General features: G+C 37.7%; 22 protein-coding genes, 1 tRNA gene and 1 pseudogene. 3 read left to right on the plus strand and 21 right to left on the minus strand.

What is annotated here, in order from left to right; all coding sequences use genetic code 11:
- The first annotated feature begins 24 nt into the window (after positions 1-24).
- Positions 25-663, plus strand: coding sequence for a hypothetical protein (locus ACR30L_RS17080; RefSeq protein WP_435235436.1), 639 nt, complete (start codon positions 25-27; stop codon positions 661-663).
- A 55-nt stretch (positions 664-718) separates the two neighbouring features.
- On the opposite strand, the gene ACR30L_RS17085 is transcribed toward ACR30L_RS17080, so the two are convergent.
- The 7 genes from ACR30L_RS17085 to ACR30L_RS17115 form a co-directional block, all read right to left on the minus strand.
- Positions 719-1,873: an esterase-like activity of phytase family protein gene (locus ACR30L_RS17085; RefSeq protein WP_435235437.1), complete on the minus strand. Its 1,155-nt coding sequence runs from the start codon at positions 1,871-1,873 to the stop codon at positions 719-721.
- A 110-nt stretch (positions 1,874-1,983) separates the two neighbouring features.
- Positions 1,984-2,568 (minus strand): DNA-J related domain-containing protein, encoded by a 585-nt coding sequence (locus tag ACR30L_RS17090; RefSeq protein ID WP_435235438.1) that lies wholly within the window; start codon positions 2,566-2,568, stop codon positions 1,984-1,986.
- Positions 2,569-2,669: 101 nt separating this feature from the next.
- A complete protein-coding gene (locus ACR30L_RS17095; protein ID WP_435235439.1) occupies positions 2,670-4,922 on the minus strand; it encodes a tetratricopeptide repeat-containing diguanylate cyclase in 2,253 nt (750 codons plus the stop codon).
- Between the two features lie 339 nt (positions 4,923-5,261).
- Positions 5,262-5,337: transfer RNA gene (locus ACR30L_RS17100), tRNA-Trp, on the minus strand.
- Positions 5,338-5,480: 143 nt separating this feature from the next.
- On the minus strand, positions 5,481-5,714 hold the full coding sequence (locus ACR30L_RS17105) for a thioredoxin family protein (protein WP_435235440.1): 234 nt from the start codon (positions 5,712-5,714) through the stop codon (positions 5,481-5,483).
- Positions 5,715-5,731: 17 nt separating this feature from the next.
- Complete coding sequence (locus ACR30L_RS17110) at positions 5,732-6,712, minus strand: permease (protein ID WP_435235441.1); 981 nt, start codon at positions 6,710-6,712, stop codon at positions 5,732-5,734.
- An 84-nt stretch (positions 6,713-6,796) separates the two neighbouring features.
- A complete protein-coding gene (locus tag ACR30L_RS17115) occupies positions 6,797-7,327 on the minus strand; it encodes a sigma-70 family RNA polymerase sigma factor (protein WP_435235442.1) in 531 nt (176 codons plus the stop codon).
- A 242-nt stretch (positions 7,328-7,569) separates the two neighbouring features.
- Between ACR30L_RS17115 and ACR30L_RS17120 the strand changes: the two genes are divergently transcribed.
- Both ACR30L_RS17120 and gorA read left to right on the plus strand, forming a co-directional pair.
- Positions 7,570-8,691, plus strand: a complete 1,122-nt coding sequence (locus ACR30L_RS17120) for a phosphoserine transaminase (protein ID WP_435235443.1) — start codon at positions 7,570-7,572, stop codon at positions 8,689-8,691.
- 146 nt (positions 8,692-8,837) lie between these two features.
- On the plus strand, positions 8,838-10,199 hold the full coding sequence (gorA, locus tag ACR30L_RS17125; protein ID WP_435235444.1) for a glutathione-disulfide reductase: 1,362 nt from the start codon (positions 8,838-8,840) through the stop codon (positions 10,197-10,199).
- 67 nt (positions 10,200-10,266) lie between these two features.
- Here gorA and ACR30L_RS17130 read toward each other — a convergent pair whose 3' ends face one another.
- The 14 genes and pseudogenes from ACR30L_RS17130 to ACR30L_RS17195 form a co-directional block, all read right to left on the minus strand.
- Positions 10,267-10,650: a hypothetical protein gene (locus tag ACR30L_RS17130; protein WP_435235445.1), complete on the minus strand. Its 384-nt coding sequence runs from the start codon at positions 10,648-10,650 to the stop codon at positions 10,267-10,269.
- A 303-nt stretch (positions 10,651-10,953) separates the two neighbouring features.
- The gene (locus tag ACR30L_RS17135) at positions 10,954-11,409 is read right to left on the minus strand and encodes a DUF2127 domain-containing protein (RefSeq protein WP_435235446.1); all 456 of its coding nucleotides are present in this window, start codon (positions 11,407-11,409) and stop codon (positions 10,954-10,956) included.
- Positions 11,410-11,419: 10 nt separating this feature from the next.
- Positions 11,420-11,926 carry a paraquat-inducible protein A gene (locus tag ACR30L_RS17140; protein ID WP_435235447.1) on the minus strand — a complete coding sequence of 169 codons (507 nt, stop codon included), beginning with the start codon at positions 11,924-11,926 and terminating at the stop codon, positions 11,420-11,422.
- Between the two features lie 35 nt (positions 11,927-11,961).
- A complete protein-coding gene (locus ACR30L_RS17145) occupies positions 11,962-12,732 on the minus strand; it encodes a glycine-rich domain-containing protein (protein ID WP_435235448.1) in 771 nt (256 codons plus the stop codon).
- 544 nt (positions 12,733-13,276) lie between these two features.
- Positions 13,277-13,918 (minus strand): hypothetical protein, encoded by a 642-nt coding sequence (locus ACR30L_RS17150; protein WP_435235449.1) that lies wholly within the window; start codon positions 13,916-13,918, stop codon positions 13,277-13,279.
- Between the two features lie 59 nt (positions 13,919-13,977).
- Positions 13,978-14,577, minus strand: a complete 600-nt coding sequence (locus ACR30L_RS17155) for a pentapeptide repeat-containing protein (RefSeq protein WP_435235450.1) — start codon at positions 14,575-14,577, stop codon at positions 13,978-13,980.
- A gap of 219 nt (positions 14,578-14,796) precedes the next feature.
- Positions 14,797-15,663, minus strand: coding sequence for a protease modulator HflC (hflC, locus tag ACR30L_RS17160; RefSeq protein WP_435235451.1), 867 nt, complete (start codon positions 15,661-15,663; stop codon positions 14,797-14,799).
- Positions 15,663-16,832 carry an FtsH protease activity modulator HflK gene (gene hflK, locus ACR30L_RS17165; RefSeq protein WP_435235452.1) on the minus strand — a complete coding sequence of 390 codons (1,170 nt, stop codon included), beginning with the start codon at positions 16,830-16,832 and terminating at the stop codon, positions 15,663-15,665. Before hflK ends, hflC begins: the two co-directional genes overlap by 1 nt.
- 102 nt (positions 16,833-16,934) lie before the next feature.
- Positions 16,935-18,227, minus strand: coding sequence for a ribosome rescue GTPase HflX (gene hflX / locus ACR30L_RS17170; protein ID WP_435235453.1), 1,293 nt, complete (start codon positions 18,225-18,227; stop codon positions 16,935-16,937).
- Between the two features lie 211 nt (positions 18,228-18,438).
- Positions 18,439-18,666, minus strand: a complete 228-nt coding sequence (gene hfq / locus ACR30L_RS17175) for an RNA chaperone Hfq (protein ID WP_435235454.1) — start codon at positions 18,664-18,666, stop codon at positions 18,439-18,441.
- Positions 18,667-18,805: 139 nt separating this feature from the next.
- A complete protein-coding gene (locus ACR30L_RS17180; protein ID WP_435235455.1) occupies positions 18,806-19,411 on the minus strand; it encodes a DUF938 domain-containing protein in 606 nt (201 codons plus the stop codon).
- 99 nt (positions 19,412-19,510) lie between these two features.
- Positions 19,511-20,428 carry a tRNA (adenosine(37)-N6)-dimethylallyltransferase MiaA gene (miaA, locus tag ACR30L_RS17185; RefSeq protein WP_435235456.1) on the minus strand — a complete coding sequence of 306 codons (918 nt, stop codon included), beginning with the start codon at positions 20,426-20,428 and terminating at the stop codon, positions 19,511-19,513.
- On the minus strand, positions 20,421-22,283 hold the full coding sequence (gene mutL, locus ACR30L_RS17190) for a DNA mismatch repair endonuclease MutL (RefSeq protein WP_435235457.1): 1,863 nt from the start codon (positions 22,281-22,283) through the stop codon (positions 20,421-20,423). Before mutL ends, miaA begins: the two co-directional genes overlap by 8 nt.
- Positions 22,284-22,303: 20 nt before the next feature.
- Positions 22,304-22,447, minus strand: a pseudogene (locus ACR30L_RS17195) (LysM peptidoglycan-binding domain-containing protein); the annotation flags it as partial.
- Between the last annotated feature and the right edge of the window lie 1,879 nt (positions 22,448-24,326).

Here is a 24,326-nt window from a genome sequence, read left to right on the forward strand (position 1 = left end):
TAGTCATCTAAAAAGGGTAAAACAGTGGACGCTTTAATTTCAAGAACAATCGATCAATCAACTTTAAGATCACACCCATGGACAAATATGGTCGACGATAAAAACAGTGTCTATATGGATTTCAAAAAACAACCTAAACTGATTCGTACTCACTTAGAAGATCTTATCCCATTAAAAAAATGGTCATTTGTTGAGGAATTTTATCGATTAATCGAATGGATAAATAGCCCAAATTCCTTATTAGAAAGTAATGATTGTGTATTTAATCCCATTGAAGAAAATACCGACCAACAATATGCCTATGCTAAAAAATGCAGCGGACGTTTAATGATTTTATTTAGAGATATTCCTGAAAACTGCCAACCTAAAAGTACGGACTGGTTACTTGATAATCTTCTCACCCTTATTTCTACAATAAAGCCAGGATTTAAAGCCGGTGCAATTGGCCTTTCACAATCACCAACTTGTTATTTAGCGCTAGGTGACAAACCAGATACCGGCGGAATGGGCGTTCAAATAACCTTAACTTTTTTAGCTTACGGCAAGAACGAACGTCGTTGTTACGAAAATATGCATGAAGTGCTGAGTATTGCTCACAGTGCATTGTCACGAATTAACAAAAAAATAAAAAGTGGTGAAGTAGATGCGCTCTATGGCGCTTAACGATTAAGAACAAGGAAGATAAAACAAGTATCGGTTTCATCTTCCTTATCATTATTTAAGCGGGCTCAATCGCAAAAGCAATAATTTGAGTGATTTCGTGTTTATTAAAATTATTATCCGAAATAACCACCAGTGTAAGTTGACCATTTTCAAGCGTTGGACCGAAACTAATTCCTTCAATATTATCTAATAAAGGCAAATCAAGTTCATTTAAACTCAGTAATAATGATTTATCCATCGTTTGATAAGTTCCTTCAACGAGTTTACTTTTCCCATTAACATTCGTTGCGGCGGATAAATCCGTTTGATAAATACGAATATAATTATGATATGCGCCCGTTGCATCTTGAATTCCTGCACGTTCTAGCATCAACAAATGTTGATCATCAATTGCAAGCATTTCAGATACCCCATTATCAGCATGCTTTCCTACACCCGGTACAGCAGGCAGCGGATCAATAGAGTATACATATTGCGCAATTACCTTGCCATCTTGGTCATATTTAAGTACCCGTGACTCAGCACCTTTGGTTACCGATGAGACAACACCATCTTGAATTAATGGCGCTTCCATCGCAACAAAGTAATATTGACCATCGGGTGTAAAACTACTCCCTTCAAAAGCTAAATTATCATAAACGCCTAGATTATCTGGACTTTCTTGATATTTATACTCATTCGGTATGGACAATTCATCAACATAACTTCCATCAAGATAAGCATTATGAATAAACGGACTAAATTTCAGATTGCGATCACCTTCACTGGTATAACGAAAACCTTCGCCATTAGGCATAAAACGAATAGATTCAAAGTCTGGCACAATACCGTGATTGGATTTTACATACTGAGTTTCATTTGGGTAAAGCGAACCATCGGCTTGTTTAAAAGTAATTACGTTTTCAAAATGGAATGGACCGACATGATGTGACGTTATTGGTAATGTGCCGGTGTAAGCTCTAGCAACGCCGCGCTCAGCACGATCATCACTAATAACCACCCACTTTTGAGAAGTCGCATTATAATCAATACCTGAAAGTCCACCGACAGGCGTTTGCGCAAATGTAGTTTGATTACTAATAATTGTCTCACCAATATAATGTAATTTAGCAATCGGCATTGAAGTACCTTGAGCAGAATGTGTATTGGTACAGCTAACAAGATAAGGAGATAGAAATGAAAGTACAAGAAGTGATTTTGTTACGGGCATAAAACGAGTTCCTAGAATAAATGACTTTCCATAAAGAAAATAAAGTTAACAAAAAAGAACTGAAAACTCTATTAAACATCATAAGTTAACCATTTATTTCACAATTAAAATTAACGTAAAATTTTCCATGCCTCACAGATCTCTCTAAATTTACTCGCATCACCTGCGGGGCGATCAGGGTGCCACTTGAGTGCAAGTTTTCGCCACTGGCGACGGATATCATTATTTGTTGCGTCACTATTCAGCTCAAATAACTTTAAAGCTTGGGATTTATCAAGACGATGCAAAGAATCCCCAGCAACATGAGCATATTGTGTCCAAAAGCTTGTGAACAGCGCATCAATTTCTTCCGTACTGGTTTCAAATTGAGACCAATCAAGATAATAACGCCGCAATGCGATATCACGTTCAAGAATGAGAGTGAGGTTCGCGGGAACATGAGTCACTAATTGTATATCTAGAGATTGAATTTTCAGCCATTGCTCAGGTAATAGCAGCGCTTGTAATTGATATAGGGCATTCATCAACAAGAAATTACGTTTAAATAAGGCTTTATTGGGATCCGTATCTAAATCGGGCAATAATCCCTGCGCACGTAACTCACTCGCTAAATGATGAACTTTATAGCTTTGTGATGCCGATTGTAGAATGGTTAATATCGGCCAAATTAATGGGTTCTCTCGTTCTAAATCCACAATTATTTTTTCCTATTACAGATTTACTTCTAGTACAAAAAATAACATTTAGCAGTAAAGGGGAAGGTTTATATTTTTATCTATTTGTAAGCGAAATAATATTATGACGAATGTAAATCTTCATCATCACTCCACAGAGTCACTTTATTACGCCCACTAACTTTCGATTTATAAAGCGCCAAGTCGGCTTGATGAATTAACTCGGTAGGTGAAGTCGCACTGAATTGGATTGAGGTAACACCAAAACTACAAGTGATTGATATATTATCAAAATCACTGTTTTCTACTTTTTGACGTATAATTTCAGCCATTTTAACACCTTGTTCAGGCGTTGCATCGGGGAGAATAAGACAAAACTCTTCGCCGCCAAAACGCACGACACTGTCTTTTTCACCGACTTTATTAAGTAAAAGGTTGGCCATACGACAAAGTACTTTGTCACCAATAATATGACCATAGGTATCATTCACTTCTTTAAAATGATCGATATCGATCATAATTAGACAATATTCCCCCAATGATGCTAAATCAGAAAAATCTCGCTCTAAAAAATCGAATAAAACACGACGATTATAACAATTTGTAAGAGGGTCATGACAAGCAAGATAATCAAGCTCTTTATTACGTTTTCGAGAACTCGCAAACCCTCGATAAATAAATATAACAATTAAAAGACAAACAACTGATAAACACGCCAATGCAAGATTTGCATATTGATTTTCAATCAATTCAAGTTCAGAAATTCTTCGACGTTGTTCAGCAAGTTCAACTTCACTACTCTTTTTCGCTAAATCAAGTTGGTCAAGTTTTGCTTTTTCCTTTAAAGACGCTAACTCCATTTCTTTTTTGTGGGAGTATAACTTCGCCTTAAGTAAAACAATTTCATTGTCCTCTTTTTCCTTTTGAATTATTTCAGATAACTCAATTTCTTTTTCAGCATAATCTAATGACGCAACAAAATTACCACGTTGTTTTTCCGCTTTTCGTAGTTCTCGATAGGAATAGAGTTGATAGGATGTCATATTTGCTTTGAGTGATAAGGCTAAAGCACTTTCTAGTAGACTAACCGCTTCATCATTATCTTTACCAACCAGCGCGACCCCAAGAGGGATTTGGGCTTTTATTTGATAAATTTCACTACCCACTTCAATCGCATTCGCTAAAGACTTTCTATAATAAAAAATAGCCTTTTCATCATTTTCTTTTGCCCGATAAACATTTGCAATAATCCGCGCAGCAAGTGACTGATTAGTTTTATTATTTTCATTTTGATATATTTTATATGCCTTTTGAATCAATACCATGGCATCATCATAATGACCAGATTCTAATTCTATCACCGCCATTTCTCTTAAAGCGGAAGCCAATGTTTTAGGTTCGATTTTGTTTTCGGGTAAATCAATGGTTAATTGATAAAAGGATCGTGCTTGCTCAAATTGCTTAAGACGCGTGTATATTAATCCCATTTGATTAGATGTTTTAGCAAGACCACTAAAATCATTGACTTGCTTGTAGTACAGATGAGCTTCGTAGGCATGTTCCAACGCTTTTTCATAACGTCCAATATATCGATATATAATACCAGCACCATTAAATGCCTTAGCCCGCCCTTCAGGATCATTAATTTGTTTATGAATTTCTAAACTACGTAAAGAATAATCTAAAGCTGTAAAATAATTTCCCAAATAACGTTCCGCTTCAGCCAATGTATTTAGAGTCCTTGCCATATTCTTTTTATCTTGTATTGCAGTAAATACATCCAAGGTTTTTCTATAATATAATGCGGTTTGTTCTCTATTCTTTAATCGCTTATATGATTGAGCTATTTTTTTATAAGTCTCAGCAAGTTTCTTTTGAATCGCTTTTGTTGGCGTTCCTAAATAATTAACAGCATGGAAATACTGCTTAATCGCTTCCTCAAAACGTTTCTTTTTATAATCACTATCTGCTTGTTTAATTAAAATCAGGGCAACGGGCCATGCGACGCCAGATGTCTTTGCTATCGGTAATAAATCATCAATCTTTTTATCGGCATTTTCATATCGCTTGTCTTTCATATCTCGATAGATAATAGATGCAGCTAAAAAATGCTCCATAGCTTGAGTAACATCTTTATCCTCCAACGCTATTTCACCTAACAAGGCATGTACTTGTGCGCTGACATTACTATTATGCTTTTCTTTTGAAACTTGCAGCGCCCGATTAGCAAGATCGATACTTTTTTCTCGATCATTTTTTCTAATGGATATAGCTTGGTTTAAAAGTGATTGTTCAGATGAATGAGACGTTTGAAGATTAACAGCAATAGGAGAGGAGCTTGCTTCTTGAGCATATGTCACACTAACGCAAAACATTACGAGTAACCCAAGCAAGCATCGTATTACGTCTTGATATTTTATGAATTTAAAACTAGGTTGAATAACATGAATAATAATGGCGTTCTCTCTGAGAAAAATAAACAACAAATGCTTCTTCTACTATAGACTATCTAAGGATCCTTCCCAAGTCTCATAAAATTAAATGATATCTTTATGTAGAGGTTTTTTCTTCGAGAAGAGTCACATAGACCAGTAAAAATAAGTAAATACTATAGATATTAAAGGTGAGGATACGGTGGACATATATATGGTTATTTATTTAAAATTTTGTTGTAGAAATGAAAAAGCCCCGACATAAGTCGAGGCTTTAAAATGTGGCAGGGGTGGAGAGATTCGAACTCCCAACATTCGGATTTGGAATCCGACGTTCTGCCATTGGAACTACACCCCTGCAGACAGGACGCATAATACCTAAGCCAATTTTAAAGTAAAGCGCTTTTTCACCAAACAAATACCAACTGACGGTAAAACAAACAACAAATCACAATTCAGCGTTATTTCAGCCGATAATTTATTCAGACAATCTTTAAACGACTAACTTAAAAATGCTTTTACTGTATTTTCATCGGGTACTGAACCCGAATGAACTATTTTTCCGTCAACGGAAACAGCAGGCGTGCTGACAACACCCGCTTTCATTATCGCTTCTAAGTCGGTCACTTTTGCAAGCTCAACATCAACGTTTATTTCCCCCGCCGTCTTTTTTATTAATTCCGCTGTATTCACGCAATTTTTACAACCAGAACCGTATACGTTAATTTTTTTCATGTTATATCCTCTTTCATTTAAATATTAATATAATTAAACAACCAACCTAATAAACTCATTGCAATCAATAAGTAACCCGCAATCACCATCAATAAACGTTTGCTCATAACTTGTTTTAACATCATAAATTCAGGCAAACTGACGGCAACGGCACTCATACAAAATGCTAATGTTGTTCCTAATGGCACACCTTTTAATAGTAAACTTTCTAGAATAGGTACAATTGCAGTTGCATTAACATACATTGGAATAGCCAATAGTGTTGCAAGTGGAACAGACCACCATTGTTTTGCGCCTAAATGCTCACTGAACCATTCAGCAGGGATTGCACCATGGATAACGGCACCAATACCGACACCAATGATCACCCATTTCCAAATTCTTCTGAAAATAGTTAATGTCTCTTCTTTTGCAAATACGTGACGCTCTACCATATTCATTTTTTTATGGGTGTATTCAATCTCCGTTATTTCATCCACTCGAGCATATTCTTTAGCAAGAAAAGGAACTAACCAGCGTTCACCTTTAATTAAATCAATTAAGAAACCAGCCAACATTCCAAGCGTTAAACCAATTACAATGTAGATAATGGTAAACTTAAGCCCTAGCAATGATCCCAACATAACAACCACGACTTCGTTAATAAGCGGCGATGTTAATAAGAAGGCGATAGTAACCCCGAGTGGAATACGTGCCGATACAAACCCCATAAACAATGGAATCGAACTACATGAGCAAAAAGGTGTGACCGAACCAAAAAAAGCACCAAGTGCATAACCAATAAAACGATGTTTACCCTGTAGGTAATAACGGACTTTTTCAGGATTAAGCGTTGCACGAACAAAAGCGATACAATAAATAAGCACTAATAAAAGCACTAATATTTTGCTGGTATCTTCTATAAAAAAATGAACGCCACCGGCATAGGGACTCTCTGTTGATATACCAAATAATGTGTAGGTCACCCAATCTGCTAGGTAAGTGAACCAAATTAACATGCATTTTCTCCAATTTATTACGTTTATACCTATACAACGTTTAATCAGGAGAAAAGATGCAGATTATTAATAAAATAATTTAATTTATTTGCGAGGGGTAAAACAACAAACCTTATCTTGGTCAAATTGTACATTACAGGAGAGAATCATTTGTTGTCGCAGTTTCTTACGCGCACGTTGGATCCGAGATTTAGTAGCAGTAAGGGATATATTTTTCTGATCGGCATAATCAGCTTGATGCATACCGTGAATATCACAGAGCTCAATAATTTCTTTATCATCGTCATCTAACTCTAAAATAACACGTGTCAGGCATTGCTCTAAATCAGAGACTGGCGTTACATCTTGTTCATCTCCTTTATCTTCAACGTCATCGACAAGTGTTAGTACTTCCCCCTTAGACTTTCTATAACTGTCTATAAGGCTATTTTTGGCCACTTTAAATAGCCAACTTTTTGCATTATCGATGGTGCAAAAAACTGTTTTATGTTGCATGGCTTTAATAAACACATCCTGTAAGAGATCTTGTGCTTGATCATGATTTCCAGTTTGTTTAATCAACCAATTTTTTAATACTGTTTCATTTTCATGCCAAGCATTCATTAAACAGTGCATTAGCATCTCTCCTATAAACTTAATTGGTTGAATTTTAAAATAAAGGATGAAAACCATCAATAGTATCCACTTCATAATACGATGAAGTACAAGCTGTACTCTGAAAGAAATCCCTATGCTCGCAGTAATAATATAAAATATTACTGTACAGCTTAGTAAAATAGCATTATTTTTTAACCTCCCTAAATAAAGTGCGAAATAACAGTACTATCTCACCATTGTTTTAAAAAGGATCAAAACGAATGAGCGGCCCACAACCTATTATCAAACCTGCCACCCCTAATTTTTCATCAGGTCCATGTGCCAAACGACCGGGATATGATCTTGCTAACTTAAACACTGCCACGCTAGGTCGTTCTCACCGTTCGAGTTTAGGTAAGGCCGCGCTACAAAAAACAATTGATGATACCGCCGCTATTTTAAAACTACCTGCAGATTATCGTGTAGGTATTGTCCCAGCCTCAGATACTGGTTCGATGGAAATGATCATGTGGTCATTATTAGGCGAACGGCCCGTTGATGTTTGTTACTGGGAATCCTTTGGTAAAGGTTGGTTAACCGATATTAAACAACAACTCAAACTTGAAAATGTAAATGCGTTCGGTGCCGATTACGGCGAATTACCGGATTTATCTCGGGTAGATCCTAAAAACGATCTTGTGTTTACTTGGAATGGCACAACCTCTGGTGTCAAAGTACCAAATGCAGACTTTATTTCAGACCAGCGTGAAGGTTTGACTATTTGTGATGCAACATCCGCTGTATTTGCGATGCCCATGCCCTGGGAAAAATTAGATGTTGTGACTTACAGCTGGCAAAAGGTACTCGGTGGTGAAGGTGGTCACGGTATGATCATTCTCAGTCCGCGCGCCGTTGAACGTTTAGAATCTTACACGCCAAGTTGGCCATTACCGAAAATTTTCCGTTTAACCAGTAACGGTAAATTGATGGAAGGTATTTTTGAAGGAGCAACCATTAACACCCCTTCAATGCTATGCGTCAGTGACTATCAAGATGCGCTTGACTGGGTAAAAGAACTCGGTGGTGTTGAGCAATGTATTGAAAAATCATTAGCAAATTTAGCCGTATTAGAAAAGTTTGTTGCTGAACATGACTGGATCCACTTTCTTGCGAAAGAATCGGCAAATCGTTCAAATACAAGCGTTTGTTTTTCAGTTGATTTAGACGATTCGCAAATTAAAAAATTCATCAAATTATTAGCGGATAATGATGCTGCCTATGATATTGGCGCCTATAAAGATGCACCTAGCGGGTTGCGTATTTGGTGTGGCAGCACGGTTGAACAGCAAGATCTAAAAGCCCTCCTCCCATGGTTAACTTGGGCATACCACCAAGTCGCATAATCCATCTACATATCTATCTCAAGGTGACTATACTATCCCTTGAGATATCAACAATTACCGATCAACTTTGAACTAACGTTCAATTAACTGTTAAAACCCGTCATTTATTGTTAGGGTGTATAAAACAATTTAAGCAGGAGTATTTAATGAGTAACACTGAATTTGATTTTGACTATATCACTATTGGCGGCGGCAGTGGCGGTATTGCATCGGCTAATCGCGCTTCCAGATACGGTAAAAAAGTTGCCATTATCGAAGCGAAAGACTTAGGCGGAACCTGTGTGAATGTCGGTTGTGTGCCCAAAAAAGTCATGTGGCACGGCGCTCAGGTTGCCGAAGCAATTAACCTTTATTCGGAAGATTACGGTTTTGATTTAGATGTTAAGGGTTTTAGCTGGGCAAAAATGGTCGAAAACCGTCAAGCTTATATTGGTCGTATTCATGAGTCCTATGATCGCGTTTTGGGCAATAATAACGTTGAAGTCATCAAAGGTTTTGCGACTTTTGTTGATAAAAACACTGTCGAAGTGAATGGTAAAAAAATCACCGCAGAGCATATTACAATTGCAACGGGTGGTCGCCCTTCTGTTCCAAATATTCCAGGTGCTGAATTCGGTATTGATTCAAACGGTTTCTTTGATATTGTCGAACAGCCTAAACGTGTGGCAATTATTGGCGCTGGTTATATTGCCGTCGAAATTGCAGGCGTACTAAATGCGTTAGGTACAGAGACACACTTATTTGTCCGCAAACAATCACCATTACGCAGTTTTGATCCGATGATTATTGATACCTTAGTTGAAGTCATGGCTGCTGAAGGGCCGACTTTACATACCGACTCAACGCCTAAAGAAGTCATAAAAGAAGCCGATGGTAGTCTCACACTTTATCTTGAAAATGGTCAGAGCCAAAATGTGGATACCTTAATCTGGGCAATTGGCCGTCATCCTGCAACGGATACCCTTAACCTTGAAGCTGTAGGTGTTGAAACGAATGCGAGAGGTTATATCAAAGTCGATGAATACCAAACAACGAATATTCCGGGTATTTATTGTGTAGGCGACATTATGGAAGGTGGCGTTGAACTAACTCCCGTTGCCGTAAAAGCAGGCCGCCAATTAGCAGAGCGTTTATTTAACAATAAACCTAATGCGAAAATGGACTACAAACTTATTCCAACCGTTGTTTTTAGTCACCCGCCAATTGGTACGATTGGTTTGACTGAGTTAGAAGCAATTGAACAATATGGCAAAGATAATATTAAAGTGTATCAATCGGGATTCACTGCAATGTACACGGCAGTGACTAAACATCGCCAACCTTGTAAAATGAAACTCATTTGTGCTGGTGAAGATGAAGTCGTAGTTGGATTGCACGGTATTGGGTTTGCTGTAGATGAGATGATCCAAGGTTTTGGTGTTGCAATGAAAATGGGCGCAACAAAAGCAGATTTCGACAGCGTTGTTGCAATTCATCCAACGGGTTCAGAGGAATTTGTTACCATGTAACCCTTATGCCTTATTGTTTATATCTCTATCAAATCCAGAGATATAAACAATTATCTCACTTCCTCCCTTAACTATCTTTACCGCTCGAATCAATAACATCAAATACAATAGGCGCGTAAAATAAGCTAATAACAAAACAATAAATAATAGGTAATAATGCAACCGCCAAACTTGGAAAAATTGACATCATGTCATCTACAGAACTAAAGATTAACACAAGACCGTAAACAAACATCATACCACCGCTTAACCAGCAAACTTTTAAACTTATGCATAGTTTTTTCTTCATTGAATCCCCAGGCACAACCAATAAAACGGCAAGCGTTGGCACAATAACAACGATCCAAGAAAGAATATCGGTAAAAATAGACCAATCACTCAAAAGCACTAAATCAACCACAATATAAAGGCAAGCAAGCCAATATATGACTAAACCAATCATTTTAGACACAGAAACCTCATAAAAATTAAAGATATATACCCGTTACCAATCAAGATGCGTTTATCAGTCACTAGCTCGGATACCAAGGCAAGGCGTAACATGATGACAATGGCTCGTCCTTATCGAATGTTATAACGTAGTATTGGTGTTCGAGCTAGTGACCCGCAGGACAAGACGAGAGGCAAACATCTTCGTTGTTATAAAGTCTCGATTTAACCCGTTAGATCTTCACCTTTATGCCTAGAATCTGCTCACCTCTCGTCTTGCTGATTTCTACATCTTGAATGGTAACGGGTATAGAATAAGTAAAAGTTATATTTTTGGATTACTAAAAAGAATATACGCCATATACCAGACAACCAAGATATTTAAGACTAATAAACTAATACCGACGATACTTCTATGAAAAAGAACTTCATATATCTCAAAGGGTAAATAAATGGCTCCGCTTGCTAAGGCAAACCACTCAACCCAAACGAGTTCTCGCCATAATCCGTAAGCTTCAATTAATCGGACAGAAGCATAAATAAAAGCCCCAAGAGCGAATAGTTCTACATTACTATTAGGCAAAGAACGTGCAAATGTAATAAAAATATGAGGCAGATGACTAGCAGGGTTAAGATGTAAATGACTAACGATATTTTCAGCTAATCTCCCCAAATTTTGCCCTGATAATTGGTGAAGCCCGAAACCGACTAAAAAGGAAACGATACCTTTAAACGCCTCTAAAACAGCAATGACTTTTAAACCCTTTTTTTGTTCTACCATATTCTATTCTTTAACTTGTCAACTTAGCGAGTCGTGATACCTTGCTAGTAATAAACATAAGGAGCAGCACAGCAAAACCAAATAAATACAATCCGACATGTACCTCGATACTCGCAATAACTCCAAGCTTAACAGTAACGATCAATATTGCTACAACCATCACGTCTAGCATGGTCCAGCGACCATATTCATGCATTAGATAAAGGAGTTTATTATATCTTGTTGAATTAACAGGTTTTGACTGTAGCAGAAGAAAAAGAAACACGATTTTAACAATGGGAAGCACCACACTAAACAAACCAACAATTAAGAAAATAAAAATCTGACCACTATTGATAAGCTCCCCTAATCCGGACATTACCGATAGAGAGTTATTAATAACAACAAATTTAGAAATAGTAATCAGGGGAAGAAATAAGCCAAGCATAAAGGATAAGGCTGAAACAATTAATCCCCCTCTTAATAGCGCTTTTTTGTCTGCTAGCCTATTTATTTTATGACACATATTTATTAACATTTTAAATCCATATATTCTACTTAACCATTAGCGAGCTAATCTCCGCCGCCGCCACAGCTACTCCCGCAACTACTACCACAACTGCTACCACTGCTACTAGAAGAGTCTTCGAAGATACTCGTTTCGACGATCCCAGCATCTCCTGCACTAGCGGTCGCACTGATTGAAGAAGATCGACCAATACCTGATACACATCCAATATTAGTTACACAATAATGCTTACTCTTATTATCAAAAATTTTATTATTGCAATCAATTGAATAAATAAAACCATTCTTTATATTCAATTTTCCATCGATACCAAATATCATTGGTAATCTAACAGGAGATTTATGATCAATAGATTCATTTTGACAGGCTAACTGCCAAGCTACTTTAATTCCATTCTGCGCCGTGTCTGCTGACTTCATCGCTTCCGTTGGTGTATGATGCAAAAACTGACCAAAAGCCGTTTTACAAAAATATTCATATTCTTTCGTAAAAAGAATAAATTCATGCCACGCTAGGTCTACCACTTGCGATGGCATTGCAACTGGATTTAATTTCGCACGATGAGACATAATAAAAAAAGATTTTAATGCTTCTAGTACTAAAGTAACCTCTTTTTTGCTCAAATGAGGGTAAGCCTCTACAAGCTTAGTCTTGATACCGTTAGGGAAAAAAAAGCTCTCGATAAAAGTAATTTGCATCTCTGCCTTTTCTCTCGCCTGAAGTGCAGCCGTTTTGGCTTCTTGCTTCTCTCCATCAGAATTAAATGCTAATTTCACAAGCAGAAGAAAAATAACCCCCAAGATCATCACAATCATATAAAAATATTCCCTATTTACGTCACTATTATTAATAAGCCACGTAAGATAACGATAATGACAATACTTATCAACAAATAAATATTAAAGCAAATATAAGTCACAGAAAACACTGTATGATAAAAAACATTCCCTCCCCCTGAATTACATTTTTATCATATATGGTATTTTAATTGATAAGATTTATCTAAGGGGGCAATGTAAGCTAAGGTATGCAAGTCGTGTCTATCTCCCTATAAAACAATCATATACCCGTTACCATTCAAGATGCAGAAATCAGCAAGACGAGAGGTGAGCAGATTCTAGGCATAAAGGTGAAGATCTAACGGGTTAAATCGAGACTTTATAGCAACGAATATGTTTGCCTCTCATCTTGCCCTGCGGGTCACTAGCTCGAACACCAATACTGCGTTATAACATTCGATAAGGGCTAGCCATTGTCATCATGTTAGGCCTTGCCTTGGTATCCGAGCTAGTGACTGATAAACGCATCTTGATTGGTAACGGGTATATAAAACAGGTAAGCGATTATAACAACGCAAAGTTACAAAGAATCAATAGCACGCTGCACGCCAAGCCGAGGGCTACTAATAACAGGAATTGATACATGAACTTTATGTTCAACTTCAGACATCGAAGCTTGAGCTAACACAATCAAATCACATGTGTTTGCATTAGATGTAATTGCTTTGCTAATTTTTTCATAATATTGTTCCATGTTCCCCGATAAAAAATATTCCCACGCATTTTCGACATGACAAAAGGTAAGCGTTGATTGAGAACCGAGTGTATTCATCGATTGCACTAATAATTCACGTGTTGGTGCTAACGTACTTTCCAAGGCAGCCATTACCAGTATTTCTTTACCATTTTGAATAGCAAAATCAGCCATCGCTTTATCTATTCGTTGAATTTTACAACCATTCAACTCGCCTAGATTTTCAGCGATACCACCAATAGATGAACACGTCACAACAATAACGTGACTGACTAAACTCAATGCTTCTAAATGCGATTTAAGATGCGTTTCTAACCATGAATCGACACCAAATTTCTGAGCGTGAATTAACAATGACTCATCAAACACATGATTCACGCGTAATGTTGGATCCAATTCCGCAACCAACGGACCAAACTTATTAATATGCACTTCACCGGTATGTATAAAAGAGATGTCGTATTGCACTGCTTTGTCCTTTTTATTACGTTATCAAATCAATTGTTAATATTTATTTAAAAATAGGGTTAATCAACAAGTTCAATACCTAAACTATCTAATAAATTTAATGCTTCGTAACGAGAGAATTTAGCTTTAGCTAGACGATTTTCTAATACGTCAATATTAAAATTACTGGATTCGGTAAAATCAACATTCTGCAAATTAGTACGCATAAACAAACTATTGGTAAAATCACAGTAGATCATCGATGAATCTGAAAAATCCCCCTCTCTAAAATCAACCTCGTGTAATTTACATTCTTCGAAGGATATCCCATTAAGATTGAGGCCAAAAAATGAAGAATCATTAAGAATACACTGATTGAATTTCAATTCTGAATCAAGATTAAATGATGGCCAAGTAGCCTTAGTCCAATCTACCCCGACTAATTTACATTCCGTAAAATTAATATTATAAAAAGACGTATAGGTGAGTGTTAATAAGCTTAAATTACATCCAATGAAAGTACAGTTAATAAATTTGCAATGCTTTAGCTGGGTTTCAGATAAATCACACTCTCGAAATTCGCACTCTTCAAATTCACAATTAGTTACTTCAGCATCGACTAAGAGCACCTTATTAAATAATTGTTCAAAGTAGTCTTCTTTGCTTTCTATTGTAATCATGAACTTTCCTCGAATACCATTCTTGTGTCTAATAACGTTTCTTTTTACTATGCTAGCACTCTATACCAATCGTAATAATTAGCTGATCTATTTTGCTGGTTAAAATTTAGATCACATATTTAATACAATTGGTATTATTAAAAATAGAAAATCACCACCCATAAAAAAAGCCCTATTTGGACAAACCAGAATAGGGCTTTTTTTATTTAGACAAGCGTCTTATTTTTGTTGATTCATATATTTAAAGAAATCTGAATCAGGACTTAAGACCATTACGTCGCTCTTACTAGAGAAGCTTTTTCTGTATGCTTCCATACTACGTAAAAATGCAAAAAACTCACTGTCTTTAGTATAAGCATCTGCATAAATTTTAGCTGACTCTGCATCACCCGCACCACGTACTTCTGAAGCATCTTTATTAGCCTGTGCAAGCATAATAGAAACCTTACGGTCTATGTTCGCACGAATCACTTCAGATTGTTCCTGACCTTCAGAACGATGCTCTTTAGCAACAGCTTGACGTTCAGCACGCATACGTTTGTATATACTATTGCTTACTTCATCGGGTAAGTTGATTTTCTTGATTCGTACATCAACGACTCGAATACCTAACTCAGACGATCTTGCCATACGTTTAAGCGCAGTTTCCATTACTTCACCACGTTTACCCGATACAATTTCTTGAATAGTATGAGAACCGACTTCACTACGTAAACCATTATTAATTTTACGTTTCAATAATGCTTCAGCCTGCAATTTATTACCGCCAGTAGCCAGGTAATAAACCGCTAAGTCATCAATTTGCCATTTCACATAAGAATCGATAATTAAATCTTTTTTCTCAGAAGTAACAAAACGATCTGCTTGGTCATCTAAGGTCTGAATACGTGTATCCATAATACGTACAGAATCGATAAAAGGAACTTTGAAATGTAAACCTGGTCCATAGACCACAGGCGTATTATCAGCATCACGCTTCACTTTGCTGAATTGCATTACAATACCGTTTTGGCCTTGAGAAACCACAAATGCACTACTCATAAAAATTAAAATAAGTGCAATAGGTAAGATAATTAGTTTATTCATTAATAGCTTCTCCCCGTACTACGGCTACTACCAGATAATCGCTCACTGCTTAATGCTCGTTCATCTAAATCCGCCTGTTCATCTGCTTTAGAGCGCGTTTCAATCTCAGAGACAACCGCTGCCTTGGTAACATTATTAGCAGCATTACTCATTAATTTATCTAAAGGTAAAAGCGTAATATTACCGGAAGATTTATTATCAACTAACACTTTGCTGCTGTTATTAAGCACAGACTCCATTGTTTCAAGATATAAACGCTGACGAGTCACTTCTGGACTTGCTTCATATTCAGGTAATAATTTATTGAAACGGGCAACTTCACCCTGCGCTTTTAAGATAATACCTTCTTTATACGCTTGTGCTTGTTGTTCTATACGCTTAACTTGACCACGAGCAATCGGCTCTTTCTCACGTTCATAGGCTTCAGCTTCACGTACAAAACGCACTTCATCTTCCTGCGCGGCAATCGCATCATCAAATGCATCTTTTACCTGCTCAGGTGCACGTGTTTGTTGTAAGTTGACATCGACAACTTGGATACCAAGGTCATAAGGTGCGATAATTTTATCCAACAATTCCCACGTTTGTTGACGAACAACCTCACGACCTGTTGTTAATACATCATCCATACTTGAATGACCAACAACAAAACGCAATGCACTGTCTAAAGCTTGTAATAAACTGTTATCAGCATTCGTTACACTAAATAGATATTTTTCCGGTGCCACTATTCGATATTGAACTTCTAATGCAACTTGAACGATATTTTCATCTTCAGTTAACATAAAGCCCGTTGTCGGCATAGTACGGAAAGCCTCAACATTAATTGGAATAACACGATCGACAAATTTAGGGTTCCAGTGAAGGCCCGGTTCAACTTGAGAGTGATAAGCTCCAAAGCGTAACACCACACCACGGTCTGATTCAGTAATTGTATACCAACCACTAATAAACCAAACCACCCCTAATACAGCAACAACAGCACCAATAAGGAATTTTGCGCTACCGCTACCGTTGCCGCCACCGTTCGATGATTTCTTACCAAAAAGACCACCGAATAAGCCAGAAACTTTTTGTAGAACGATGTCTAAATCTGGTGGCCCTTGGTCGTCTTTCTTATCATCATTTTTCCACGGGTCTTTATCTTTTCCCGGTTCATTCCAAGCCATAGTAGCTCCCGATTAAGTAATATAAATAAATGATATAATACAACAATGTAACAATGTTCACTCTAATAATAAAGAAAACATGACATAATATGTTAATTAAACTTAATTAGCACTGATTACATATTCTTCGATAATTTGACCTTGCTGTTTTAATAAGCGTTGCCAGTCAATATTATTCACGCGAATATTTAATAAACAGTCCCCATTCTCTGCATAACCTTCGCTTTCAATGCATTCCATTTCATAGAATATCGCTCGCAGTTTACCTTGTTCCACTGGAAGTGCTAGTTGTAAAGTACGCATTTCGCCGGATAATAACGTTGTTAACGCTTCAAATAAAAGATCAATACCAGTCCCTGCCTGTGCTGATAACCAAATTCGCACGGGTTTCCCCTGATCATCAAAATCAATGTGAGGTGCAACATTGTCTAATGCATCTATTTTATTCATTACCATTAATTGCGGTACTTCACCCGCATCGATCTCTTCTAATACTTTTTGAACCTCGTCGACATTACCGCGATAGCATTCATCGGCACAGTCTACGACGTGTAAAAGTAAGGTTGCTTCTCGCGTTTCTTGTAATGTTGCTTTAAAAGCCGCCACAAGATCATGGGGTAAGTGACGGATAAAACCAACCGTATCGGCTAAAATACAATTACCAACATCTTCAACGTCGATTTTACGTAGGGTCGGATCCAGTGTTGCAAATAATTGGTCAGCCGCATACACCCCCGCATCAGTAATACGATTAAATAAAGTTGATTTCCCTGCATTCGTATAACCGACTAATGAAACTGTCGGAACCTCATTGCGTTGACGGGAACGACGACTTTGCTCGCGTTGTTTTGCCACTTTGTTTAAGCGACTACGAATAGTACTAATACGCAAACCTAATAATCGACGGTCAGTCTCTAATTGCGTTTCACCAGGACCACGTAAACCGATCCCGCCTTTTTGTCGTTCAAGGTGAGTCCAACCACGAATAAGGCGAGTAGAAAGGTGACGTAGTTGTGCAAGTTCAACTTGCAGTTTACCTTCATAGGTACGTGCTCTTTGCGCAAATATATCTAAAATCAATGCCGTACGGTCTAAGACCAAACACTCGCATAAACCTTCGAGATTACGTTGTTGAGCAGGACTCAATGCATGGTTAAAAATAACAACATCAGCATGCAATGCTTTGACTGTGTCGGCAATTTCCTGTGCTTTACCAGTACCAACAAAATAGCGCGCATGGGGGGATTTTCTTGAACCTGTCACTGCTTCCAGTGCATTCACACCTGCAGAGCTTACTAATAATTTAAGTTCATCTAAATCTTCTTTATTATTCTCATCAGAAAAAGAGATATGAACTAGAACAGCCTGTTCACCGGCTTCATAACGATCAAACAAATATGTCTCCAATTACAAAATATAAGTACTACATCCTATCACAAGCATGACAGTATTAGACAAAAAAATGGCCTACACAGAGGCAGACCAAAATAAATTAAAAATCAATCTCATCAGTCCGCATTAATTTCCCATATAAAATGAAAAAAGTAATATTTTTTCATTAGTATTAAATATTTACGGGCATCCGAATACTGAGTAAGTATCGTGGTTATTCTTCATGCGGCACAGTCGGTACTGCGCGAGAAGGAACAACGGTTGAAATAGCGTGTTTATAAACCATCTGACTAACGGTATTTTTCAATAAAATAACAAACTGATCAAATGACTCAATTTGCCCTTGCAGCTTGATACCGTTTACCAAATAGATTGCTACTGGTATGCGTTCTTTACGTAATGTGTTTAAAAATGGATCTTGAAGTGACTGCCCTTTTGCCATTACTTTCCCTGCCTTATTATTGTTATTAGATGTCTATCACTATTTCAGTATAAACAATGGTTAAATAAAAACCGATTCAATTACTCAAAATTTTGATCTATAACACTTTCTCTTTAATAAGAGCATATATCTTAACGTATTATTCGGCCATTATTTTTTTGAAATGTAATAATCGATTATTTGCTGGCATTTGATGATCGACCACCAGCCCAAGCCCTGCCTGCGTTGCGAGTTCCATGATCTGTTCAAAATCACGTATCCCACTCAAGGGATTACTTGACTTCAGATGTAAATCGAAGGACTGATTACTTTCACTAGTAAATTTCCCATCGTAATTAAAGGGTCCATAAACATAAAAATGACCATTAACTTTAAGTACCGATGAAAGCCCTTTGAATAAGTGCTCTACACATGTCCAAGGCATAATATGCAATGTATTAGATGTAAATATACATTCACAATCACTAATAGGCCAATTTTCTTGGCTAACATCCAAATATAATGCAGGGGGCAAACGCGAAGAATTTGTTTCAACAATCAATTTTTCTAAATGAGGGAAATAATCCCCTTGGTCCGTCGTTTGCCAAGTTAAATGAGGCAATTGATTAGTAAAAAACTCTGCATGTTGTCCCGTACCACTGCCTATTTCAACAATATGAGAGAGCCCTTTAAAATGCTCACTTAAAATAGCAAATATAGGATTTTTATTGTTTTCACAGGATTGAGAAAAAGGTTTTGTATACATACATATTTCCTATCAAGCTATTATTTGCGTCTTTGTCATCTCGCGTTTTATAACACTGCTTTTAATAAAAAGTCTGACTATAAGTGGGTTGGCTGCGTTCTATATCGCTGATTTTATTAAATCAAAGTTTTCGGCATTTCCACTTTCTAACCAGGTAACATCTTTCCAACCACGGAGCCAAGTCATCTGCCTTTTAGCTAATTGGCGGGTTGCGACTACACCACGAAAAACCATTTCATCATAATCCATACTCCCCTGTAAATACTCCCACATCTGACGATAGCCGACACAGCGCATGGAAGGCAAGTCTAAATGTAAATCGCCACGGTCGCGAAGCGCTTGTACTTCCTGTTCAAATCCCGCTTTTAACATCAAATCGAAGCGTTTTTCAATACGTTGATGCAAAACGGCTTTTTCAGTAGGCGCAATAGCAAACTGTTTAATATGATAGGGAATAGGCTCGCTTTTTATAGCGGTTAATTCAGTTAAACTTTTCCCCGAAATACGATACACCTCAATTGCACGTGACAATCGCTGAGGATCATTAACATGAATGCGGTTCGCTGAAACCGGATCAATTTCATAAAGAAGATCATGCATTGCCTGCCAACCTTCATACTCAGCTTGTTTTTCAATCTCGGCACGAATAACAGGATCTGCACTAGGTAATGGAGATAACCCATCGACTAAGGCCTTGTAATACATCATGGTGCCGCCAACTAACAATGGCGTATTACCACGGTCGCAAATTTCTTTCATTAATTGCAGTGCATCATGACGAAAATCCCCCACGGAATAGGACTCAAGGGGATCAATAATATCCACCAGTGCGTGCGGCGCTTTTGCTAACTCTTCAGGAGTTGGCTTTGCAGTACCAATATCCATACTTTTATAAATAAGTGCTGAATCGACACTGATAATTTCGCAATTGCATTCTTGCGCTAATTTAATCGCTAAATCTGTTTTACCAGACGCAGTCGGCCCCATTAAAAAAAGTGCGGTAGGATAGTTACTCATTTGAAAAGCCTTGCAGTAATAATGTTAAGTCGGGTTCAAAAAAGACAGTCCCCTGACTTTCTTTTAATTTTTCAGGGAATAAATTTATCAGCAAGTCAATGAGTTCATTGGCTGATTGTGCACTCCAGGACTTACTATCTAATTGATGCTGTTTAAATGTATTCACGAGAAAACAACAGAAATCATTAACCTGTGATTCATCCATTTCACCATTTTGGTGACTCAAATACTCAATCAGTAGGGGGAATATTTTAGCTAAAGGTACCTGCCGTAATAATGCAGGTACTTTACTAATAATCAATTTATTCGCTTGAATTTTAACACTAAAACCAAGCCTTTCTAATAAACGATTAAAGCGATCACAAACCGATAACAATGTAGATTCAAGCTGAATACGAACCGGTAATAACAGTGGTTGTGCTATCACCTCTCCATTCTCCCAGGCGGAAAATAGCTCATTCTGTTTAAGTACAATATCAGCATGATTTAACGATACAACCACCAGAGACGTTGCCGTATTCACGATATTTTGATCGTCATTTAATTGAAACAGTAAGTGCGTATGATTGATAAACGCCACGATTTGACCTAATGCCCCATGTTGTTGATATTTGAGTTTATCAGGCATGCTAATCGGCACTTGAGCTTCACTAACAAAATCACAATAAGCATTCACTTGCTTGGCATCAATACTAGGTTTCGAATATCCGCCTTGATAATTTCCAGTGCTAGAAAATGCATGACGAGGTTCATTTTCACGGCGGTCATAGTTTTGTTCTGATTGCGGATTTTCGTGGGGTTGATAATCATGACTTACCGTTTGTTCAGGCGCTGCAAAGACGTCTTGATTATTCAATATGCCTTGGTTGAGTACTTCACTTAATGCACTTACGATAAAATCGTGCACCCAACGCGCTTGGTGGAAACGTACTTCATGCTTCGAAGGATGCACATTCACATCGACTTCTTCGGGATCACATTCAATATAAATCACATACCCAGGAAACTTTCCATCAAGCTGTTGAAAAGCAAACACCTGCTTAATCGCATGATTCACTAACTTATCGCGGATCATTCGCCCATTAATATAACAATATTGCACATCTGTTGTACCACGCAGTGAGCTGCTATCGGTTATCCAACCCGATATTTTTAAATCTTTGTCCTCACTTTGAAAATGCAATGCGCCACGCACAAAACTATCGCTACAGATAGAAGCAAGGCGTTTTTCTTTTTGAGCTTGCGTCGTTGCAGCACGATATTGATGGACAATCTTACCGTTATGTTTCAACACAAAACCAATATCAAAACAACTTAATGCAACACGTCGAATTAATTCTTCAATATGTTGAAATTCTGTTTTTTCAGTTTTAAGAAACCGACGGCGCGCCGGCGTATTAAAAAATAAATCTAATACTTCAACTGTTGTTCCTTGTGGGTGAGCAGCAGGCTGAACATTGACCTGCATATCTCGCCCTTCAGCAATGGCTTGCCAAGCCTGATCTTGTTCTGCGGTTTTTGATGTAAAAGTTAAACGAGAAACGGAACTGACACTAGCGAGTGCTTCACCACGAAAACCAAGACTAACTATCGCCTCTAAATCATCAAGATTACTTATTTTACTGGTTGCATGTCGACTCAAAGCCAGCGTCAATTGATCTTTATCGACGCCCTTTCCATTATCTTTGACACGAATACACTTAGCGCCGCCCTTTTCAATATCAATCTCAATCTGTGTTGCTCCGGCATCTAAGCTATTTTCAACTAACTCTTTAACAACGGAAGCGGGACGCTCAACGACTTCACCAGCAGCAATTTGGTTGGCGAGTCGAGCGGGTAATATTTGAATAGGCATTAGCTAAAAATCCCTAATAATTATGTGGTAGGTACAGTTAAAACTTGCCCTACGGATAAAGAGTTGGAGCTTAACTGATTAAATGCTTTTAATAGCCGTGTTGTTGTCCCATAACGACTCGCAATCACCGATAAGGACTCACCACTTCTAACTTTGTGTTTAGTGAACTGAGTTGAAGTCATCGGCACTTTAATCGTTTGATTAACACGTAATACACTAGAGCTAAGGTTATTATAAGCTTTTAAAACGGTTGACGTTGTGCCATAACGATTTGCAATAACTGACAATGATTCGCCACTTTTTACTTTATGACTAACAACTTTCGGCTTAGCAACCGCAACAGGCTGGCGGTAATTAGCATCTGGAATTTTAATTCGCTGGCCAACCTTAATAGCACTCGTCTTTAAATTGTTATAGGCTTTTAACTCACTGGTACTTCGACCATATTGATTTGCAATCACCGATAAAGACTCACCCGATTTAACTCGATGAACGACATTTTTGGGTGCGCTAACTTTAACTATTTTAGAAACATTCGAGTGTTGTCCTGGAATTTTCAGTTTTTGACCTACTTTCAAAGACGTAGATTTAAGGTTGTTAAAGGCTTTTAATTCATTAGTTCCTTTACCATAATGGCTTGCAATCACCGATAAAGATTCGCCCGACTTAACCGTATGTGTAACCGTTTCTGATAAAGCAACAATTGGCGCGACTGATTCTGCTTTCTGCCCCGGTATTTTAAGTTTTTGTCCCACCCACAATGAGGTTGATTTTAACTTATTATAATCTTTTAATTCACTGGTACCTTTACCATAACGACTCGCGATTACGGATAACGACTCTCCCGGTTTGACCGTATACGTGATAGTTTTTAATGGCGCGGGTTCTACTTTCTCCGTTTTCACCACATTAATATTGTCACCAGGTATTTTAAGCTTCTGTCCCACCCACAGTGACGTGGATTTCAATCTATTATAATCTTTTAATTCACCTGTACTTTTACCATAACGACTTGCGATTACGGATAATGACTCACCCGGCTTAACGGTGTACGTAATCGTTTCTAATGGCGCAGAAGCGGGTTTTACTTTCGTCGCATCTGCTACATCAATATGATCGCCCGGTATTTTAAGCTTTTGACCAACCCATAAAGAGGTTGATTTTAACTTATTATACTCCTTCAGCTCGCTCGTACTTTTACCATATCGACTTGCAATAACTGATAAAGATTCACCCGGTTTAACCCTATAAGTACTAGTTTGTAGAGGCGCCGGAGTGGTCGTCGAAGTAACACTGGTCGTTTCAACAACATCACTTTGCTGACCAGGGATCTTAAGTTTCTGACCGACCCACAATGACGTCGATTTTAATTTATTATAATCTTTTAACTCTCCCATGCTTTTGCCATAACGGCTGGCAATCACAGACAAAGATTCGCCAGGTTTAACCTTATACGTAATCGTTTTTTGGGGGGCTAGTGTCGGGGTGGCCTTAACGCTTTCAGTAGCATCCACTTGCTGACCAGGAATCTTAAGTTTTTGTCCTACCCAGACCGAGGTCGATTTAAGTTTATTGTACTCTTTTAATTCACTGGTGGTTTTACCGTAACGGCTCGCAATCACCGATAATGAATCACCTGGTTTCACTTGATAAGCCACCGTTTGGAATTGTACCGGTGCAGGCTTAGCATGAACAGTGTCAACTACATCAACTTTTTGACCTGGGATTTTAAGCTTCTGACCAACCCAGACCGAAGTCGATTTAAGTTTATTATACTCTTTTAATTCACTGGTACTCTTACCGTAACGACTCGCAATCACGGACAATGAATCACCAGCCTTAACCTTATAATCGATAACCTGCGTAGTTTGAACAGGTGGAGCAACGGTCACTGGTTGAACAACCACAACGGCTTGTCCGGGTATGTTAATCTTCTGTCCAACGGATATAGTGGTTGAGCTTAAATTATTATAACGTTTAATTTCCTGTAAACTTTTACCATATTGTTGCGCAATAACAGACAGGGATTCTCCGCGTTTAACA

Source organism: Psychromonas saccharinae (assembly GCF_051201515.1).
In the GTDB taxonomy this organism is placed as follows: domain Bacteria; phylum Pseudomonadota; class Gammaproteobacteria; order Enterobacterales; family Psychromonadaceae; genus Psychromonas.